The following is an 18,223-nucleotide window of genomic DNA, read 5'->3' as shown; positions in this document are numbered from 1 at the left end:
ACACCACGCTATGGGACTCACCCGAAAGGCCGGCACAGTCTGCGAAAGCAGGTTGAATGAGGGTTCAAATCCCACCGTCACCGCCATTTTTCCCAGATCAGCGCCTGTTTTTATGGGCGCTGATCTGCGTTTGGGAAAGAATGAGCAATGTCCGGTGCGTCGTGACTGCTCGCGACGGGGTTCCGCAGGTGCGATCGGGGACCGCAGGATTCCGCGGAATCCTGCGGGTCCTTCCTTCGGCGGCGCCCGGCACGATCGACCTACGGTGGGAATCCTGCCCACCGCAGGCGTTTATCAGGTGACCGGGTCTTGCGGTGCCTGTTCGGGAGCCCCGCTTGCATTCGGGTCTGCTCGGACAGGCTTAGCGTGCGCAGGTCGATGATCGCCACTCGGTGAGAGTGCTCGTTCGAAACGAGGGGATTGCAACCTCGTCCTCCATCTCACGGATGCGCCTCTTCGCCGCACCCAATTCTGACTTCTCGGTCGACGTGAGCCCGACGGCAAGTCCTCGATCGATTCGATCCTGTCAACGCCACTGATGGATCGACTTGTCGCTGATGCCGAGGTTGTCAGCTACTTGCCGCACTGGGTGGCCAGACTCGACGAGATCAAGCACCTCCGTCGGAACTCATCCGGATACTTCTTCGGCAAGCTGCCCCTTTCGACGGAGCCGATGCCCAGAGTCAAGCAACCCGACTCCGTGATAACCGGGGACACATCACTGTCTCTGGACACACTGGGCCGAGTCAGCCCGTCGATCGGGGCCATTTGTCGTTCGGTATGTCGACTTCTTGACATGGAGTATTGGATCAATAGACTGATGGTCAGACCATCAACGTAGATCGACCTCGATCCGCACACACCGAAGTGGAGCTCGAATGAACCTCTATTCGCTACTGCAGCAGCGCGCCGAGACCTCGGGCCCCATCCGCGTCGGCGTGATCGGCGCCGGCAAGTTCGCGTCGATGTTCTTGACGCAGGCTGTCAACCTGCCCACCCTGCACGTCGTGGGTGTCGCCGACATCAACATTCCCAAAGCTTTCGAAGCGCTCGACCGCACTGGCTGGCCGGCCGAGCGCTACGCGGCGACGAGCCTGCAGGATGCCCTGACGACGGGTGGCACCCACGTCACCGATAGCGCCGACTCGCTGCTCGAGCTCGACGAGATCGAGGTCATCCTCGAGATCACGGGGAACCCCATTATCGGCACTTACCACGCACTCCGGGCCATCGACAATGGCAAGCACATCGTGATGGTCAACGTCGAGGCCGACTGCATGGTCGGCCCGATCCTCCAGCGTCGCGCGCAGGCCGCCGGGGTCGTGTACTCCATGGCCTACGGCGACCAGCCGGCACTCATCTCCGAACTCGTTGACTGGTGCCGGACGGTCGGGTTCGACGTCGTCGCCGCGGGGAAGGGCACGAAGTATCTGCCCGAGTATCACTACTCCACCCCTGACACGGTCTGGGACTACTACGGGTTCACTTCGGAACAGCTCGCGTCGGGTGACTACAACTCCAAAATGTTCAACTCGTTCCTCGACGGCACCAAATCGGCAATCGAGATGGCCGCGGTCGCCAACGGCACCGGGCTCATTCCGCAGGATGAGGGTCTGCATTTCACTCCGGTCGGGGTGGACGATCTGCCGCACCTGCTCAAGGAGCGGGAGAAGGGTGGCACCCTCTCGCGTCGAGGAACGGTCGAGCTCATCTCCAGCCTCAACCGCGACGGCAGCGAGGTGTATCGCGATCTGCGCTGGGGCGTCTATGTGACCTTCGAGGCCCGCACCGACTATGCCGCGCATTGCTTCGCCGAGTACGGCGTGCGCACCGACGACAGCGGTCGCTACGGATCGCTGTACCGTCCGTACCACATGATCGGTCTTGAGCTGCCGGTCTCGATCGCCTCGGCAGTCCTGCGCGGCGAGCCGACTGGGTCGCCGACCGGTTTCCGCGGCGACGTCGTCAGCACGGCCAAGACCGACCTCCGCGCCGGCGACATACTCGACGGCGAGGGCGGCTTCACGGTGTACGGCAAGCTCGCGCCGGCCGCGATCTCGCTCGAGCGCAGCGCGCTGCCGCTCGGTCTTGCCCACGGTGCGAAGCTCATCCGTGACGTGCCGAAGGACCGCACCGTCTCATGGGACGACATCGACGCCGATGAGTCGCTGCTGGCGGTGCAGGTCCGTCGCGAACTCGAGAAAGAGTTCCGGGCAGAGCACCTCGCCGTCCAGGCCTGACCTCCCGCTACAGATCCACCATTCGACGAAGGTTCATCGATGCTCTCCAACCCCGAACGCCGCAGTGCAGCTCTTTCGGGCAGCCGCATGATGCACGGCGGGTATGCTGCCGCGCACCCCCTCACCGACCTGCAGCGACGCACGTTCAACGCGCTCGTCGACACGCTCATCCCCGCCGAAGACGGTTGGCCGCCCGCCGCCCAGCTGTCGATCGCCGACCTCGCCACGAAGTACCTCGTGCCCGACGACGCGGAATTGTCGTTCTACCCGAACTTTCGCGTGAGCGAGTTCTTTGCGGCGATCGATGAGGGCCTCCCCGAACTCGCGGAGCTCGGTCCCGATGCACGCGTAAGCGAGGTGTCGCGATTCGAAGAAGAGGATACCGCGACATTCCGCCGCATCCTCGACTTCGTCTACTACGTCTACTACGGCCACTCCGACGTCGTCGAGCTTATTCGTCAGCGCACGCGATACGGCAAGGACTTCCACGGCAGGCCGCAGCCGATCGGGTACGACGCGGTTCTCGAGAACTGGGGGACCCGTCAGCCCTCCCGCGAACGCGGCACGTTCATCCCCACCGACGCGGTGCTCCGGGCACCCCAGGCACGAAAGGCCAGCTCATGAGTACTGAACACGTCGACGTCCTGGTGATCGGCTCGGGCATGGGCGGCGGAGCCGTCGCCAAGCGTCTGTCGGACGCGGGAATAAAGGTGGTCTGTCTCGAGCAGGGCGGATGGCTGGACCCGAACATCGACTACTCTCACGAGCTGAATACATGGGAGCTCGAGAAGCTGCGCGGCTGGTCATACAATCCCAACGACCGTCAGTTGCCGGAGGACTACCCCGTCTCCGGGCACATCCGGCCCTATCTCTTCAACGCGGTCGGGGGAAGCACCGTCTGCTACGGCGGCCACTGGCCGCGCTACAAGCCGGTCGACTTTCGCAAAGGCACAGAGCACGGGTTCGAGGGTACGATCGACTGGCCTCTCACGTATGAGGAGCTCGCGCCGTTTTACGACATCAACGATGCCGAGATGGGGATCTCCGGTGTCGTCGGCGACCCGGCCTATCCCGCGCGCCCGAACGCTCCGCGCCAGCCCACCACCCGGCCCGGCAAGCTCGGGCTCAAGCTGTCGGACGGCTTCGACAAGCTCGGCTGGCACTGGTGGCCGTCCGACAACGCGATCATCACGCACCCGAAGGACGGACGGCTCGGCTGCAACGAGTGCGGCGGATGCCTGTCGGGCTGTCCCCGAGGCTCGCTCGGTGGAGTGCATGTGGCCTACTGGCCGAAGGCCCTGCACAACGGCGTCGACCTGCGTACGGGTGCGCGCGTCGAGAAGATCGAGGTGGAGAACGGGCGCGCGACCGGTGCGATGTACATCGACCTCGCCACGGGTGAGCGGCATTTCGTGTCGGCCGACATCGTCGTGCTCTCGGCGAGCGGTCTCGGCACTCCGCGTCTCCTGCTGATGTCGGAGCAGAAGGGGTTCGCCAATGGTCTCGCCAACGGCAACGACCTCGTCGGCCGTCACCTCATGCATCACAGCTACGCCAACTGCGACGTATGGTTCGACGAGCCGATCGAGGGGTACAAGGCCTCGTTCGGCGCCCCGTTCTACTCGCAGGAGTTTTACGACACCGACCCGTCGAAGCCGTTCGTGAACGGCTTCACGATGCAAGTCGGTCGCTCCTACGGCGCCGCGTTCACTGCGACCGGATCGCACACGCGGGAGCCGATCGCGTGGGGTGCCGGACACCACCGGCGCTTCGACGAAGACTTCGGCAACCAGATGCTCGTCTATGTGCTCGCCGAAGACCTGCCGGTCTACGACAACCGCGTGCGGTTGGATCACTCGATAACCGATTCGTCGGGCCTGCCCGGCATCACGGTGGACTTCACGCCGCACGAGAACGACATCCTGCTCACCAACTACGGCGTCGAGCGATTGGAACAGGTCGCTGCGGCCGCCGGCGCTTCGCGGGTGCGCTCGACCGGGCACCAGAATGTGAACCCCGGCTGGCATCTGATGGGCACCGCCCGCATGGGCAACTCGCCGGAGGATTCCACGACCAACAAGTGGAATCAGACGTGGGAGGTACCGAACCTCTTCATTGTCGACGGCTCCAGCCTCACCACCGGGGCCGCCGTTAACCCGACGCCCACCATCGGGGCGCTCGCCGTGCGCGTTGCGGAGTACATCATCGCCAACGGTGCACACATCCGCTCGCAGAAGGTGACGCCCGCCAATGCCGATGCCCCCGAGTTCGATCACCGGAAGGTTCTGCTCAATGCCTGACACGACACAGCCGCTACTGCTCGCCGGTCGCTGGAGCGAAGGCTCCGGCGGCGCGGTCGACGAGATCGAGAACCCGGCTACCGAGGAGATCATCGCGCGCGTTTCCACGGCGAACGACGCCGACGTCGAAAGCGCGGTCGCCGAGGCCGTGCGTGCACAGAAGTCCTGGGCCCGCGTTCCGGCCGCCGGGCGGGCCGCTGTGCTGCACCGCCTCGCCACGCTGATCGAGAGGGATGCTGACCGCCTCGCCGGTATCCTCGTCGCCGAGCTGGGCAAGCCCATCATCGAAGCGCGCGCAGAGGTCGGGGCCGCCGCCGGGTTCTGCCAATTCTTCGCCGGCATCATCACGACCCAGGGTGGTGAGGTGCTTCCCCTGTCGTCGCCATCGCAGGAGATGTGGCTGCGTCGGGAGCCAATCGGCGTCGTTGCCGGCATCATCCCGTGGAACTTCCCTCTCGCGCTCGCAGCGCGCAAGCTCGCCCCGGCACTGGTCACAGGCAACGCGATCGTGCTCAAGCCAGCCGAGCTCACACCGCTGTCGGCCCTGGCGATCGCGGAACTCGCCATCGAGGCGGGCGTTCCCGAGGGCCTCCTCTCGGTGCTGCCGGGTCGAGGCGCGGTGATCGGCACGGCGCTCGTGCAGAATCCCGCGATCGGTTTCGTGACGATGACCGGCAGCGTCCGCGCAGGGCGGTCCATCCTGCACAACGCTGCCGACCGCATCATCCCTGTGTCGCTGGAGCTCGGTGGCAAGGCGCCGTTCATCGTCTTCGCCGACGCCGACCTCGACGCGGCCGCCGAGGCGGCGATTGCGACGCGCATGATGAACAACGGTCAGGCCTGCGTAGCGAACGAGCGCACCTACGTCGAGCGATCGGTCTTCGACGAGTTCACCGCGCGCATGGCGGCGCGCCTGGAGTCGATGGTGATCGGCGACCCTGCCGACGAGGCGACGCAGGCGGGGCCGAAGGCCTCGAACGCGGAGTTGCTCAACGTCGAGCGCATCGTGGGTGCGGCCGTTGACGCGGGTGCCCGCATCGTCACCGGCGGTGAACGTCCTTCGGGCGGTGCGTTCGATCGCGGGTACTGGTACCGACCGACCCTGCTCGCAGACGTGTCCAACGACTCGCCGGTGCTGCAAGAGGAGGTATTCGGCCCGGTCCTGCCTGTCGTCGCCTTCGATGGTGAGGAGCAGGCGGTCGCGATGGCGAATGACACTGTCTACGGCCTTAGCTCGTACCTCTACACCGAGAACTTCTCGCGAGCGATGCGGATGTCGCATTCCTTGCGCAGCGGGGAGGTCTTCATCAATCGGGGCGGCCCCGAGGAGATGAACGGCTTTCACGGCGGATGGGGTGAGAGTGGCCTGGGCGGAGACGACGGGACGCACGGTCTCGAGTTGTATCGACGTAAGAAGTCGGTGTACGCGGCCTGGAGTGCGTCATGACCGTCGGTTCGCTCGTCGCGACGGGCCTGACGAAAGCTTTCGGCGGTGTCACGGTCGTGCGCGATGTCGACGTGGAGGTGCGTCCGGGCGAGGTCCTGTGCCTCCTCGGCGAGAACGGGGCGGGGAAGTCGACCGTCGCGAAGATGCTCTCCGGTGTCGTCCGTCCCGATTCCGGCGAGATGACCATCGGCGGGGAACCCTATGCGCCGACTTCGCCGGCGGCGGCGATCAACGCTGGTGTCGGTCTCATCCACCAAGAGACAAACCTGGTCCGTGACCTCTCGATTGCTGAGAACGTGTTCCTCGGTCGCCAACCGACGCGCGGCGGTCGCATCGACACGGCCTTCATGCGCGAGGAGTCCCGCAAGCACTTGGCACGGCTCGGGGCGAACCTCGATCCCGACATGCCCGTGAGTGGTCTGTCGGTAGCAGGCTTGCAGAAGGTCGAGATCGCCAAGGCGCTCGCGCTGAACGCGAAGTTCCTCCTGCTCGACGAGCCGACGGCCGCGCTGGGCTACGAGGACGCCGAGCAGCTGTTCCGCGTCGTGGACCAACTCACCGCTGAGGGCGTCGGGTTCGTGTTCATCTCGCACCGCCTCGAGGAGATCGCGCGCATCGGTTCGCGCATCGTCGTGATGCGCGACAGCCATCGCGTGCGCGACTTCGACACGGCCGACATCGAACCCGACGTTCTCGTCGAGACGATGGTCGACCGCCCGATCGACCGCGTGTTCCCCGACCCGCATGCGCATCAGGGCAACGTCGTCCTGAAGGTGGACGGACTCACGCGCAGCGGGTCGTTTCGCGACGTCAGCTTCGAGGTGCACAAGGGCGAGGTCCTCGGCATCGCGGGGCTGGTGGGGGCGGGCCGTACCGAGGTTGCGCGCGCGATCTTCGGCGCGGAGCCGGCGGAGGCGGGAACGATCGAACTCGCCGGAAGAGAACTGAGGGTGCGGCACCCGAAGGATGCGATCAGCGCGGGCATCGCCCTGGTTCCCGAGGATCGCAAGCAAGAGGGCCTGCTGCTCAGTCAGAGTGTCTCAGACAACATCATCGCGGCCTCGATGTCGTCCGCGGCGACGGGCGGGATGCTGTTCGCCCGCAAGATCCGGCGAATCGTGGCCGAGGCCGCGGAAGCCCTGGCACTGAAGGGGCGTCCGGATCAGCCTGTGGGCACGCTCTCCGGGGGAAACCAGCAGAAGGTCGTGATCGCCAAGTGGCTCCTGACCGAGCCGAAGGTGATCATCTTCGACGAGCCGACGCGGGGGATCGACGTCGGCGCGAAGGAAGCCGTCTACCAGCTGATCGAAGACCTGTCGGCGCGCGGCGCCGCCGTGATCGTCATCTCATCCGAACTAACGGAGGTGTTGGGATTGTCCCATCGAGTCGTCGTTCTTTCTCGTGGCAGAGTCACGGGTATCTTGAGTCGCGCCGAGGCGACGCAGGAGCGCACCATGGCACTGGCGGTGGCATCGTGACCATCACCAGTACCACCGCTGTCTCCGTACCCCCGACCGGCATGCGCCGAGTGCTCGGAAACGTGCGCAAGTTCAGCGCTATCGGCCCCTTCGCGAGCCTTATCGTGCTCGTGATCCTGTTGAGCATCCTCTCCCCGTACTTCCTGACGGTGAACAACCTGTTCAACGTCTTCCAGCAGATCACGGTGCTCGCCATCATCGCGCTGGGCGCGACGATGGTCATCGTCTCGGGCGGAATCGATCTTTCGGTGGGCTCGGTCGCCGCTCTCTCGGGAATGATCGCCGGGGTCACGTTCTCCCAGCTCGGTTTACCGATGGGGATCGCACTGGTTCTCGGCCTCGTCTCCGGTGCTGCTGCTGGCGCCGCGAACGGCGCACTGATCGTGTTCGGGAGAGTGCCCCCCTTCGTCGCGACTCTCGCAATGTTGTCGGTCGCTCGCGGGTTGACGCTCGTGCTCAGCGACGGTCAGCCGATCTCCGGATTCCCCGACTGGTTCCGCGCGCTGACGAGCTTCGATATCGCCGGGGTCGTCCCAGCGGTGGTGATCCTCGTCCTCGTCCTCTACGCGATCGGCGCGTTCTACCTTCGCTTCCGGCCGTCTGGTCGATCGATCTACGCCGTCGGCGGGAGCGAGGAAGTCGCGCGGTTGTCGGGAATCAACGTCGGCTGGGTCAAGCTGCGCGTTTACATGATCGCCGGTGCGCTCGCCGGACTCGGTGGACTGGTGCTGACCTCCCGGCTGAACTCAGCACAGCCCACCGCCGGCGCAGGACTCGAACTCGACGTGATCGCCGCGGTGGTCATCGGAGGGACGAGCCTCAGCGGCGGCGTGGGCACCGTCATCGGGACGCTCATCGGCGCGCTCATCATCGGCGTGCTGCGCAACGGCCTGAACCTGTTGGACGTCTCGTCGTTCTGGCAGCAGGTCGTGATCGGTGTCGTGATCGCCGCGGCAGTCATGATCGACACCCTCGGGCGCCGCCGTGGCAACCGCAGGACCTGACGTTTCCCCACATCCCCAACCAAGAGCAGCAAAGGAGCTCGCCATGAAAATGATGAAAACACTACTCACCAGCGCTGGAATCGCCCTTGCGGCATCCCTCGCCCTGACCGGATGCGGATCGGCAGGCACCGCGGGGGGAGAGGACGAACTGACGATCGGCATCTCGATGTCCACCCTCGAGAACCCGTTCTTCGGCACGGTCAAGGACGGCGCCGTCGCCGCAGCGGATGAGGACGGCATTCGCACAATCGTCTCGGACGCGCAGAACGACACGCAGAAGCAGCTCAACGACGTGCAGGACATGATCACAAAGGGTGCGGAGGTCATCGTCCTCAATCCCGTCGAGCCCGAATCGGCGACGCCGATCGTCGAGCTCGCGAATAGCAATGACATTCCGGTCATCACCGTCGATCGCAGCTCTGCCGGAGGCGAGGTGGCCTCGCACATCGCTTCCGACAATGTCGAGGGAGGTCGCTTGATCTGCGAGTGGTTGGGTCAGCACCTGGACGGCGCGGGTGAGCTCGCGATCCTCGAGGGCATTGCCGGCACCTCGCCCGAACTGGACCGCGACGAGGGATGCACGGAAGCGCTGGCCGCCTACCCCGAGATCACAGTCGTTGCTTCGCAGCCTGCCGACTGGGATCGCGAGAAGGGATACACGGTCACCCAGAATGTGCTTCAGGCCAATCCCGACCTGACCGCGATCTTCGGTCGGAATGATCTTGCGGCGCTCGGCGCTGTCGAAGCGGCTCAGCAGGCGGGCAAACTGGACGACATCACCGTGATCTCGTTCGATGGCATCCAGGACGCTCTCGAATCCATCAAGGCAGGGCAGCTGTCGGCTACCGTCGTGCAGGATCCGATTCTGATGGGCGAGACCGCGGTGGAAACGGCCATCGCGCTGTCGAATGGCGAGCAGGTCGAGAAGATTCAGGATCTCCCGGTGAAGGTCGCTGACGCGAGCAACATCGACGAGTTCCTCGGCTGAGGACTACCACGGGAATCGGGTCCGCTCGGCGGGCCCGATTCCCTGATAAGGAAGGACGCCGCGATGGCGCAGGAGGGGTGGCAGCCGGTACAAAAGCTGCGCGCACACGAACAAGTCATGTCTCAGATCGAGGAGCGAATCCTCGCCCGCCAGCTTTCGGCTGGCGACCACCTTCCCAATGAGCGCGACCTTTCGGTGCTGCTCGGGGTTTCGCGGGCCTCGCTTCGTGAGTCGCTGCGGGTCCTGGAGGCGCTCGGGATCGTGGAGATTCGGCGCGGCGGCGAAGGTGGCGCAGTCCTCATGGAGACCCCGGGGGCCGGTTTCGTCAATCTGTTGAAGCTTCAGCTAGCGCTGGGGCAGTTCGATCAGACGGATGTGCTGGAGACCCGGCTCGCTTTGGAGACATGGAGTTGTCGCGAAGCAGCCGATCGCGCGCGCGTCGAGGACCACCGCGATCTCGCCGCCATCCTGGACGAGATGGACAACGTCGACATCGAGACTGCCGCCTTCAATGCTCTCGATGCGGCGTTCCATGTGCGGATTGCGGAGTCGACGGGCAACGCGCTGTGCGCCCACCTCATGCAATCACTGCGTACCGCAATCAACCGGCAGATGATCGATGCCTACGCGAAGTTGGAGGACTGGCGGGCGACCGCAGAGGTCGTTCGGGCAGAGCATCGGGGAATCCTCCGCGCGATCGAGGCGCGTGACGGAGAGGATGCCGCGCGTCGAGTCGACAGCCACATCACTGACTTCTATACGAATCGCGGGTTCGACCTGCGCATCGGCGATGGCGAGGGCATGAGGCGGCATCGTCGCTGACGGCCCGCAGCGCCCGCTGAGCCACGCCACTCCACGGAGGAGACCATGAAGACGATCATTCTCGACGACGACCCGACCGGAACGCAGTCCGCCGCTGGCGTCGATGTGCTCTTACACATCGACGAGGTGGCCCTGGAAGAGGTCCTCACTGATGCGGACAGCGTCTACGTGCAGACGAACTCGCGTGCGCTCGCTGAGCTGGAGGCCGTTGCTCTATGCCAGCAGATCAAGTCTCAGGCTCGCGCGGTGGCCACGCGCTTGGGGGAGGATGTCCGATTCGTGCTGCGCGGGGACTCGACCCTGCGAGGACACGTCTTCGCGGAGACGGCGGTGTTCATGGAGGACGACGCCGTCATGCTGTTCGTTCCCGCGTTTCCCGACGGTGGCCGTGTCACCATCGGTGGCGTGCACTACCTGCTGGTTGGCGGCCGGCATGTCCCTATGCACGAGACCGAGTACGCCGCCGATCCGGTCTTCGGGTTCTCGACGGCGGTGCTCGTCGACTACGTCCAGGCAATGTGCGATCGGCCATCGCGATCGGTCGCGCTCGAGGACGTGCGCAGCGGCGCCCTCGCCCTCTCACTCGTCGAGGCGACCGCCGGCTCAGTCGTTCTCCCGGACGCGGAGACGAACCGAGACATCCGTCTGATCGCAGACGCAGTCGATCTGGCGACCGCAGCGGGGCGCTCCGTCGTCGTGAGGTCGGCAGCGCCCCTCGCGGCAGAACTCGCCGGCGTGACCAGCAGCGGACTTCTCGAACAGATCCCCGCGCCGGATCACCCGTCCGTGCTTCTGGTCTGCGGCTCGCACACCAGGGGTGCGTCCGCGCAGCTCGATCGCGTTGCTGAAAGGTGGGGAGATCCGCGCTACATCGACACGGAAGGGGCGCTCGCCGCTCCCGTCGTCGAGGGCGAACGGGTCGCAGACGGACTCGCCACGGACCTCCGCGCCCACGGTTTCGCGATGATCGCTTCCCGCCGGGAACGCCTCACCGCACACGACACGCTCGATCATGGGCAACGGATCATGACAGCGTTGACGACTGCGGTCTCGCTGAGTGAGTCCCTTGCCGACGTCGTCGTCGCCAAGGGAGGAATCACCTCTGCGGATACGGCGCGCATCGGCCTCGGCGCGACCCGTGCACGCGTACTCGGGCAGATCTTGCCCGGAGTGTCAGTCTGGTCACTTCGCACGTCAGCGGAGCGAGAGATCAGCTACGTCGTCGTTCCGGGCAACGTCGGAGGGCCGTCGACTCTCGTCGACGTGCTCGCGGCGTTGCCGTCACCCGCGAAGGAGGTTGCTCGGTGAAATCCGTCGTCGTCACAGCTGTGTTCACGCCGCTCCCGGGAAAACGGACCGAGTTGATCGATGCCATGTCGCGGGGGATCGAGGCAACCCACCAGGAGGCGGGGTGCCAGTTCTACGCACTTCACGATGCACAGGACGGGACGCTCGTGCTGCTCGAGAAATGGGACAGCAGTGCGGCTCTCGAGGCGCACTCGCGCGGCAACGCGATCCGCACCCTCGCGAGCGATATCGCGCCGTTGCTGGCGGGACCCGAGCTCGTGACGGTCATGACGGCGATTCGAGCCGGCGATCCTGTACGTGGAGTGGTTCCGGACGCCGTGCGGTGACGGCGTCCGCGGTCGAGGCGTTGTTGGAGCACTACTTCGGTCTCTGTCATCGCGAGAGTGCTGGGTCGCCAGCTCCCTAGGCGTGTCGCCTCCGGGCATCAGCGAAAGGTCGATTTCCGCCTGAGCTCGTGAGGAGTCACCCGCGGGAACTCCGGGTGCGAAGCTTGGACTGGCTTCGTGGCCGCCGCGAACCACCCATCCCGCGAGTTCGGCAGACGCATGTGCAGCCGATCGTCACCCCACGGCAGGTCGCCGCGGCACCTCCACCCCGGATAGGGCAACCAAGATTCGCGAGGTGCACCGCATCATCGGGCTCCGCAACGTTCTCGCCCACGGCTACGCCGTTGTCGACGACAACGTCGTCTGGGCCGCTGGGTCGCTCCGAGTACCCGAACTTCGTATCGTCGTCGACGCTCTTCTTGCGGGTAGGACGTGAGAAAAATCGTCGCGCGATCGAGCCAATTCAGCACATCGTCGAAAGGTCGACTTCCGCGTGAATCCGCGTGAGGAAAGACTGGCACAGTCTTGAAAGGCCATTGGGTAAGGGTTCAAATCCCACCGTCACCGCCAGAAAAACCCCCGTTTATCGGGGGTTTTTCTTGCCCGAGATAGCTCGAAGCAACCCGCGGCAGGGTCTTGGGCCTCGACGTCATCGACATCCATGGAAGAATCTGCGTATGCATGCAGGTTCGAAGTTTTCCTTGTCGGTGGAGAGTGAGTACGTCGAGCTGGCGGTCGAAGTCTTCTCGATGCTCGCGGACGCCACCCGGATCCGGATCATCCTCGCGCTGCGGGATCAGGAGCTGTCGGTGAACAACCTGGCGGGCATCGTTGACAAGTCCGGTCCGGCGGTCTCCCAACATCTGGCCAAGCTGCGCCTCGCGCGGATCGTGTCGACCCGCCAGGAGGGCACGAAGGTGTTCTATCGGCTGACGAACGAGCACGCTCGGCAGTTGGTCGCGGATGCGATTTTCCAAGCCGAGCACACTCTCAGCAATGATCCTGCGCATCACCGTGGCGAGCATCCCGCCCCTCGGTCCGGCCAGCGATGCTGAAGGTCCTCCGCAACCCGACCTACGCGAAGCTGTTCACAGCGCAGGTGATCGCGTTGCTGGGGACGGGGCTGCTTACCGTCGCCCTGGGGCTGCTCGCGTTCGACATCGCAGGTTCCTCCGCCGGATCCGTGCTCGGGACGGCGTTGACGATCAAGATGGTCGCCTATGTCGGCGTCGCCCCGCTGGTCGCAGCGGTCGTCGACCGACTGCCGAAGAAGGCCGTCCTGATCACCGCGGACCTCATCCGGTTGGCGATCGCGCTGATGCTGCCGTTCGTGACCGAGGCCTGGCAGATCTATGTGCTCGTGTTCGTGCTGCAGTCCGCCTCGGCCACTTTCACCCCGGCGTTTCAGTCCCTGATTCCTTCAATCCTCCCTAAGCCGGATGACTATACGAAGGCGTTGTCGCTGTCCCGACTGGCCTATGATCTCGAGGCGCTATTGAGCCCGACGATCGCTGCGGCGCTGCTGACAGCGATGAGCTACAACAACCTGTTCGTCGGCACCGCGATCGGCTTCGCCTGCTCCGCCTTGCTGGTGCTGTCCTCCCACCTGCCCGACCGCAACGGTGACGCGCCGGCACTGTCGTTCTGGCAGCGGCTCCTGCTTGGCGCGAAGGTGTTTGCTCGAACCCCGACGCTGCGGTTCCTGCTGCTCACCAACGTCGTCGTCGCGGCCGGCACCGCGATCGTTCTCGTGAACTCCGTCGTCTATGCCCGAGCAGTGTTCGGTCTCGGTGAGGAGGCTCTTGCGGTGGCGCTTGCCTGTTACGGGATCGGATCTCTGGTCGTCGCCTGGAACATCCCGTGGCTGGTCAGCAAGCTCGGCGTGATTCGCACCATGTCCGTCGGCGTGATCGTCATCGTTGCAGGCCTGGCGGTCGCGGTCGTCGTCACTGCGGTCGCCACGACCACCGGGACCGGATGGTACGTGCTGCTGGGCACGTGGATGCTGCTGGGCATCGGCACCTCGCTGGTGAACACTCCCTCATCCCGGCTGCTCGCTGATGCGTCCACGCTCGCGAACCGGAACCTCGTCTACACGGCCCAGTTCGCGCTCTCCCACGCTTCCTTCCTGGTCACCTACCCGATCGCGGGATGGCTCGGCGCGGCGAACCTCACCGGTGCCGCCGTCGTTCTCCTCATCCTCGCTGTGGTCGCGGGGGCGGTTGCGGTGACGTTCTCACGCACCCGACGCCTCAGCGAGAACACGCCCGCTCCGCTCTGAGAACCGGCCGCTGACCCGGCCTGTCGGTCACCCGGGTCAGTCCTGTGCATGGCGGAGGATGCGCCGAGCGCTGTTCTCGGGGGTGAGCTCGAGGCGTCGCAGGAGTTGCGCATTGGCGGCGACGATGATGGTCGACAGGGACATGAGGATGGCGCCGACCGACATCGGCAGGACGAACCCGATGGGGGCGAGGATGCCCGCGGCGAGGGGGACGGAGACGAGGTTGTAGCCGGCGGCCCACCAGAGGTTTTGCGCCATCTTGCGGTACGTGCGGCGGGACAATTCGATGACGGAAAGGACCGAGCGGGGGTCGGAGCTTGCGAGGATGACTCCGGCGGAGGCGATCGCGACATCGGTGCCAGCCCCGATGGCGATGCCCACGTCCGCCTTCGCGAGGGCGGGGGCGTCGTTGACACCGTCGCCGACCATCGCGACCCTGCGACCCTCTCCCTGGAGCTCCGCGACCTTTTCCGACTTGTCGTCGGGTCGGACGCCGGCGAAGACCTGATCGATCCCGAGTTCCCGGGCAACAGCGTGCGCGACGGGTTCGGCGTCTCCGGTGATCATCGCGACGTGTATTCCCAGGGCGTGCAGTGCGTCGACGGCATCGCGGGACTCGGGGCGGATCTCGTCGGCGAGCTTGAACGCGCCCGCGATGCGCCCGGCGATGGCGATGTGGAGGATGATGGCGCCGTCGTCGCGCCACCCCTCGAGGTCGGGCATCTCCTTCTGGCCAAGGGACTCGACGAGGCGTGGCCCGCCGACACGGATCTCGTCGCCGTCCATGGTGGCGGTGACGCCGAGGGCGGGTTCTGAGGTGAAGTCCGTCGCTCTGGGGAGGGTGAGCGATCGGTCTTGGGCGGCGCGGACGATGGCGCGCGCGAGGGGGTGCTCGCTGTCGGATTCGGCCGCGGCGGCCAGCGCGAGGAGCTCATCGGGGGAGCGTCCCTGAGCAGCGGCGATGTCGGTGACGGTCGGCTCGCCCTTCGTGAGGGTGCCGGTCTTGTCGAAGAGGACGGCGTCGACACTGCGCATGCTCTCCAGTGCGAGGCGGTCCTTGATGAGCACGCCGCCGCGGGCGGCTCGTTCGGTCGCGATGGATACCACAAGGGGGATCGCGAGGCCGAGAGCGTGCGGACAGGCGATCACGAGCACGGTGATGGTTCGAATCACGGCGGCATCGGGGTCGCCGACCAGGGACCAGACGATCGCGGTGATCACGGCGGAGCCGAGCGCGAACCAGAACAGCCAGGCCGCGGCGCGGTCGGCGATGCGCTGCGCGCGAGAGGTCGAGTTCTGCGCGTCGGTGACCAGCCGTTGAATGCCCGCCAGAGCGGTGTCGTCCCCGATCGCGGTTACCTCGACGCGAATCCCGGAATCGGTCGCGACCGTTCCGGCGGTGACCGCGTCGCCGACCTCGCGACCGACCGGCTTCGATTCCCCGGTGATCATCGACTCGTCGAGGTGCGCGCGACCTGCGGTGATGGTGCCGTCAGCCGGGACGCTTCCGCCGGGTCGTACGATGACGATGTCTCCGACCTGCAGCTCGGACGGGGAGACCGTGACGGTCTGGTCGCCTTCGACGCGTTCCGCCTCATCGGGGAGGAGCGCGGCGAGGGAGTCGAGGGCGGAACTGGTCTGTGCGAGCGAGCGCATCTCGAGCCAGTGCCCGAGGAGCATGATCACGATCAGAAAGGCCAGTTCCCACCAGAACTCCAGCTGGTGATCGAGCAGCCCGATGCTCGCGCCCCACGACGCGAGGAAGGCGACGGTGATCGCCAGCCCGATGAGCAGCATCATCCCCGGAGACTTCGACCGGAGTTCGCTGAGCGCGCCGGTCAGGAACGGCCACCCGCCCCAGATATACATGACCGTCCCGAGGGCCGGCGCGATCCACATCGATCCGGGGAAGTCGGGGATCTCGTATCCGACGAGCATCGCGAACATGCTCGAGAACGCCACCACCGGGACAGCGAGGATCAGATTGATCCAGAACAAGCGCCGGAACTGCGCGACGTGGTCACCATGTCCCGCATGCCCCTGGTGTCCCGAGTGGCCGTCGTGCCCCGAGTGGCCGTGATGACTGTCGAGACGCTCCTGGTGACGATGGTCGGCAGCGTGGGCCATGTGGTCGTGCGCGCCGTGGTGTTCTGAGTGAGCTTGCTCGGGTGCGTTCGTGTTCATCCTGGTGTTCGCTTTCTCAAGCCGCGCCGTCGGTGTACCGATGCCAACACGGTACCCCTAGGGGGTATTCCGGACTAGTCGGTCGCACAGTCTCGTGCGGCTGCTTCGGAGTAGTCCGGAACGGGGCGCTCTGCTGCGTCTGCGGGAGTTGTCGCGGGTCCGTTCTGGGCGATGTCTTGGATGAGCCAATCCATCTCGAAGATCTCCCCGTGTTGAGCCTCGCTGATCTCCACGGCGAGTTCGCACACGCGGACGTCCATCGGCGGTGGCATCGCCCTCGACCGCTCTCAGATCACCGTTGACGACACCGGCTTCATGCAGGGAATGATCCCCCATCACTCGCTTGCGATTACCTGATCCGAACGCGCGCATCTGCACGTCAGGACGACGGTGCGGGGAGGAGCGTGACGCCGCTGTCATCGACGATGAGAAGCGCGCCGCTGTCGGTGACGGTGATCGCGTGCGCGGCACCGTGAGCGATGCCGACCTGCTCCCATATCGTGGCTCCGGCGGAGGAGATCCAGATCCGCTCCGACGAATCGATGCCAGCGAGGTGGTTTCCGTCGGGGATGATTCGGCGACGACGAGGAGCGGGGCGCCTTCCCAGAGCGATCGATCCGTTCGGGTGGATCGTCGCGATCCGCATCCCGTCGCGGACTCGCCCGTTCGGCGACGGTGTCGGCGGGGGCGGATCGGCCTGCTTCCGTGACGGCAACAGTTGCGGCCGCGGGGGCTCGGCCTTCGGCGTCGCCTGCCATGCGATCAGCGGGGTGATCCGGCCGGGCAGGGCCTGGGGGTGGCGTTCGGTGTTGTCGCGTCGCGAGTGAGATCGGACGCGGATCGGGGCCCCACGATTGGTTTCAAGGTGGCATCGTCGCGTACGCAACGGAGGTGAAACAGCGGTCGTGCGGCACGCCACGGAGCGTGCGGTGTTGCAATTGCTCTCTCTCGCCGCCACCGGAGCTGGGAAGGCTCGCGTCGGATTGAATCGCGTTCAGGGTGAGGGCGATTCATGAGGGCACCAGGCGTGGCGTACCCAGGACTCCTCGGGGCCGTGATCGTCAGCTGCCGTCTTCGTCGATGAGGTCGAGTAGTGACTTGAGGGCGTCGCGGATTTCGGTGTGGTCGTACTGACCGGCACGGCTCTCTGCCGAAATTACGCCGGACCGACGCACCTTGTCGAAGTCGCCGAACGGGAAGCTGTAGGCACGCTTCGTCTCGCGGTTCTCGCTCTTGTCGATGCCCAAGTGCCAGTGCGAATATTCGGTCCAGCCGTTCTCGTCGATGAAGGCGTTCTCCTGCTCCGCGGAGGGAGCGGCGCCCGACCAGTCGTCGCGTTCGTCGTGCACCACTTTGCCGTCGCGCACGAGGGAACGGGCGAGCCGGAGGGCGGGGCTGTTCACTTCGATCGACATGACGGCCACGGTACGAGGGCGGTGGCGCCTGACCAAGGGCCTTGACTTGTTCTTCGACGGCAGGGAGTGCCCCCCTGTGCCCACCCCGTGGGTTGCAGGGGCTGCATGAACGCGTGGCGGCAGGCGCCTTCCGGGTGAAGTAAAGGGGCACCGGAGAAGTGGACGGTGGAGGGACGTGAGAGGCCGCCGGCCGGTACCTCCAGGAGCACACCTCGGTGATCCGCCGGAGGTCGGCTCTATAGCGCGAGGACATCACTACCGCGTGGGTCGATACGGGCAGCGCGGACCTGACTCCGGTCTCTCCTGCTGCGCCCCGGTGAGAGGATGAGGGGCATGCCGCACCGCAGCCTCCACAAGGAAACGACCGCATGAGTGCGTCCGCACGGGCCTGGGTCGAGCACGTCATGTGGTGGCACGTCTACCCGCTCGG

The 18,223-nt window shown here is 65.6% G+C and carries 18 protein-coding genes; 13 read left to right on the top strand and 5 right to left on the bottom strand.

The features are described from left to right. Window positions 1-526: 526 nt before the first annotated feature. Complete coding sequence (locus B4E30_RS16565; protein ID WP_353888867.1) at window positions 527-616, bottom strand: helix-turn-helix domain-containing protein; 90 nt, start codon at window positions 614-616, stop codon at window positions 527-529. Between the two features lie 262 nt (window positions 617-878). On the opposite strand from B4E30_RS16565, the gene B4E30_RS04005 reads away from it, so the two are divergent. The 13 genes from B4E30_RS04005 (at window position 879) to B4E30_RS03945 (ending at window position 14,194) form a co-directional block, all read left to right on the top strand. Next, a complete protein-coding gene (locus B4E30_RS04005; protein ID WP_286793601.1) occupies window positions 879-2,240 on the top strand; it encodes an NAD(P)H-dependent oxidoreductase in 1,362 nt (453 codons plus the stop codon). A 39-nt stretch (window positions 2,241-2,279) separates the two neighbouring features. After that, window positions 2,280-2,864 carry a hypothetical protein gene (locus tag B4E30_RS04000; protein ID WP_286793600.1) on the top strand — a complete coding sequence of 195 codons (585 nt, stop codon included), beginning with the start codon at window positions 2,280-2,282 and terminating at the stop codon, window positions 2,862-2,864. Next, entirely contained in the window at window positions 2,861-4,540 is a 1,680-nt protein-coding gene (locus tag B4E30_RS03995; RefSeq protein WP_286793599.1) for a GMC family oxidoreductase, read from the top strand. Before B4E30_RS04000 ends, B4E30_RS03995 begins: the two co-directional genes overlap by 4 nt. Then, the gene (locus tag B4E30_RS03990; protein ID WP_286793598.1) at window positions 4,533-5,987 is read left to right on the top strand and encodes an aldehyde dehydrogenase family protein; all 1,455 of its coding nucleotides are present in this window, start codon (window positions 4,533-4,535) and stop codon (window positions 5,985-5,987) included. Before B4E30_RS03995 ends, B4E30_RS03990 begins: the two co-directional genes overlap by 8 nt. Next, window positions 5,984-7,465 (top strand): sugar ABC transporter ATP-binding protein, encoded by a 1,482-nt coding sequence (locus B4E30_RS03985; RefSeq protein ID WP_286793597.1) that lies wholly within the window; start codon window positions 5,984-5,986, stop codon window positions 7,463-7,465. Before B4E30_RS03990 ends, B4E30_RS03985 begins: the two co-directional genes overlap by 4 nt. Next, window positions 7,462-8,469, top strand: coding sequence for an ABC transporter permease (locus tag B4E30_RS03980; RefSeq protein WP_286793596.1), 1,008 nt, complete (start codon window positions 7,462-7,464; stop codon window positions 8,467-8,469). The genes B4E30_RS03985 and B4E30_RS03980 overlap by 4 nt, the downstream gene beginning before the upstream one ends. Continuing rightward, entirely contained in the window at window positions 8,450-9,457 is a 1,008-nt protein-coding gene (locus B4E30_RS03975) for a substrate-binding domain-containing protein (protein ID WP_286793595.1), read from the top strand. Before B4E30_RS03980 ends, B4E30_RS03975 begins: the two co-directional genes overlap by 20 nt. Window positions 9,458-9,520: 63 nt before the next feature. Beyond that, entirely contained in the window at window positions 9,521-10,279 is a 759-nt protein-coding gene (locus tag B4E30_RS03970) for a FadR/GntR family transcriptional regulator (protein WP_286793594.1), read from the top strand. Between the two features lie 45 nt (window positions 10,280-10,324). Continuing rightward, complete coding sequence (locus B4E30_RS03965; protein WP_286793593.1) at window positions 10,325-11,587, top strand: four-carbon acid sugar kinase family protein; 1,263 nt, start codon at window positions 10,325-10,327, stop codon at window positions 11,585-11,587. Beyond that, complete coding sequence (locus tag B4E30_RS03960; protein ID WP_286793592.1) at window positions 11,584-11,913, top strand: putative quinol monooxygenase; 330 nt, start codon at window positions 11,584-11,586, stop codon at window positions 11,911-11,913. The genes B4E30_RS03965 and B4E30_RS03960 overlap by 4 nt, the downstream gene beginning before the upstream one ends. Before the next feature lie 295 nt (window positions 11,914-12,208). Continuing rightward, entirely contained in the window at window positions 12,209-12,349 is a 141-nt protein-coding gene (locus tag B4E30_RS03955) for a HepT-like ribonuclease domain-containing protein (protein ID WP_286793591.1), read from the top strand. Window positions 12,350-12,590: 241 nt separating this feature from the next. Next, a complete protein-coding gene (locus tag B4E30_RS03950) occupies window positions 12,591-12,968 on the top strand; it encodes an ArsR/SmtB family transcription factor (protein WP_286793602.1) in 378 nt (125 codons plus the stop codon). Further along, window positions 12,962-14,194: an MFS transporter gene (locus B4E30_RS03945; protein ID WP_286793590.1), complete on the top strand. Its 1,233-nt coding sequence runs from the start codon at window positions 12,962-12,964 to the stop codon at window positions 14,192-14,194. Before B4E30_RS03950 ends, B4E30_RS03945 begins: the two co-directional genes overlap by 7 nt. Window positions 14,195-14,230: 36 nt before the next feature. Here the strand turns inward: B4E30_RS03945 and B4E30_RS03940 are convergent, their stop codons facing one another. The 4 genes from B4E30_RS03940 to B4E30_RS03920 all read right to left on the bottom strand — a co-directional run bounded on the left by B4E30_RS03940 (window position 14,231) and on the right by B4E30_RS03920 (window position 17,793). Next, window positions 14,231-16,321 carry a heavy metal translocating P-type ATPase gene (locus B4E30_RS03940; RefSeq protein WP_414683182.1) on the bottom strand — a complete coding sequence of 697 codons (2,091 nt, stop codon included), beginning with the start codon at window positions 16,319-16,321 and terminating at the stop codon, window positions 14,231-14,233. A gap of 131 nt (window positions 16,322-16,452) precedes the next feature. After that, entirely contained in the window at window positions 16,453-16,626 is a 174-nt protein-coding gene (locus B4E30_RS03930; RefSeq protein WP_286793587.1) for a hypothetical protein, read from the bottom strand. 131 nt (window positions 16,627-16,757) lie between these two features. Further along, window positions 16,758-17,024 (bottom strand): hypothetical protein, encoded by a 267-nt coding sequence (locus B4E30_RS03925; RefSeq protein WP_286793603.1) that lies wholly within the window; start codon window positions 17,022-17,024, stop codon window positions 16,758-16,760. A gap of 415 nt (window positions 17,025-17,439) precedes the next feature. Then, a complete protein-coding gene (locus tag B4E30_RS03920; protein WP_286793586.1) occupies window positions 17,440-17,793 on the bottom strand; it encodes a hypothetical protein in 354 nt (117 codons plus the stop codon). Window positions 17,794-18,223: the final 430 nt, after the last annotated feature.

The sequence above is a fragment of the Microbacterium sp. UBA3394 genome (genome assembly GCF_002358725.1).
Taxonomy (GTDB): domain Bacteria; phylum Actinomycetota; class Actinomycetes; order Actinomycetales; family Microbacteriaceae; genus Microbacterium; species Microbacterium luteum.
The sequence above is the reverse complement of the archived record's forward strand: the minus strand, read 5'-3'. Positions and strand labels throughout refer to the sequence as shown.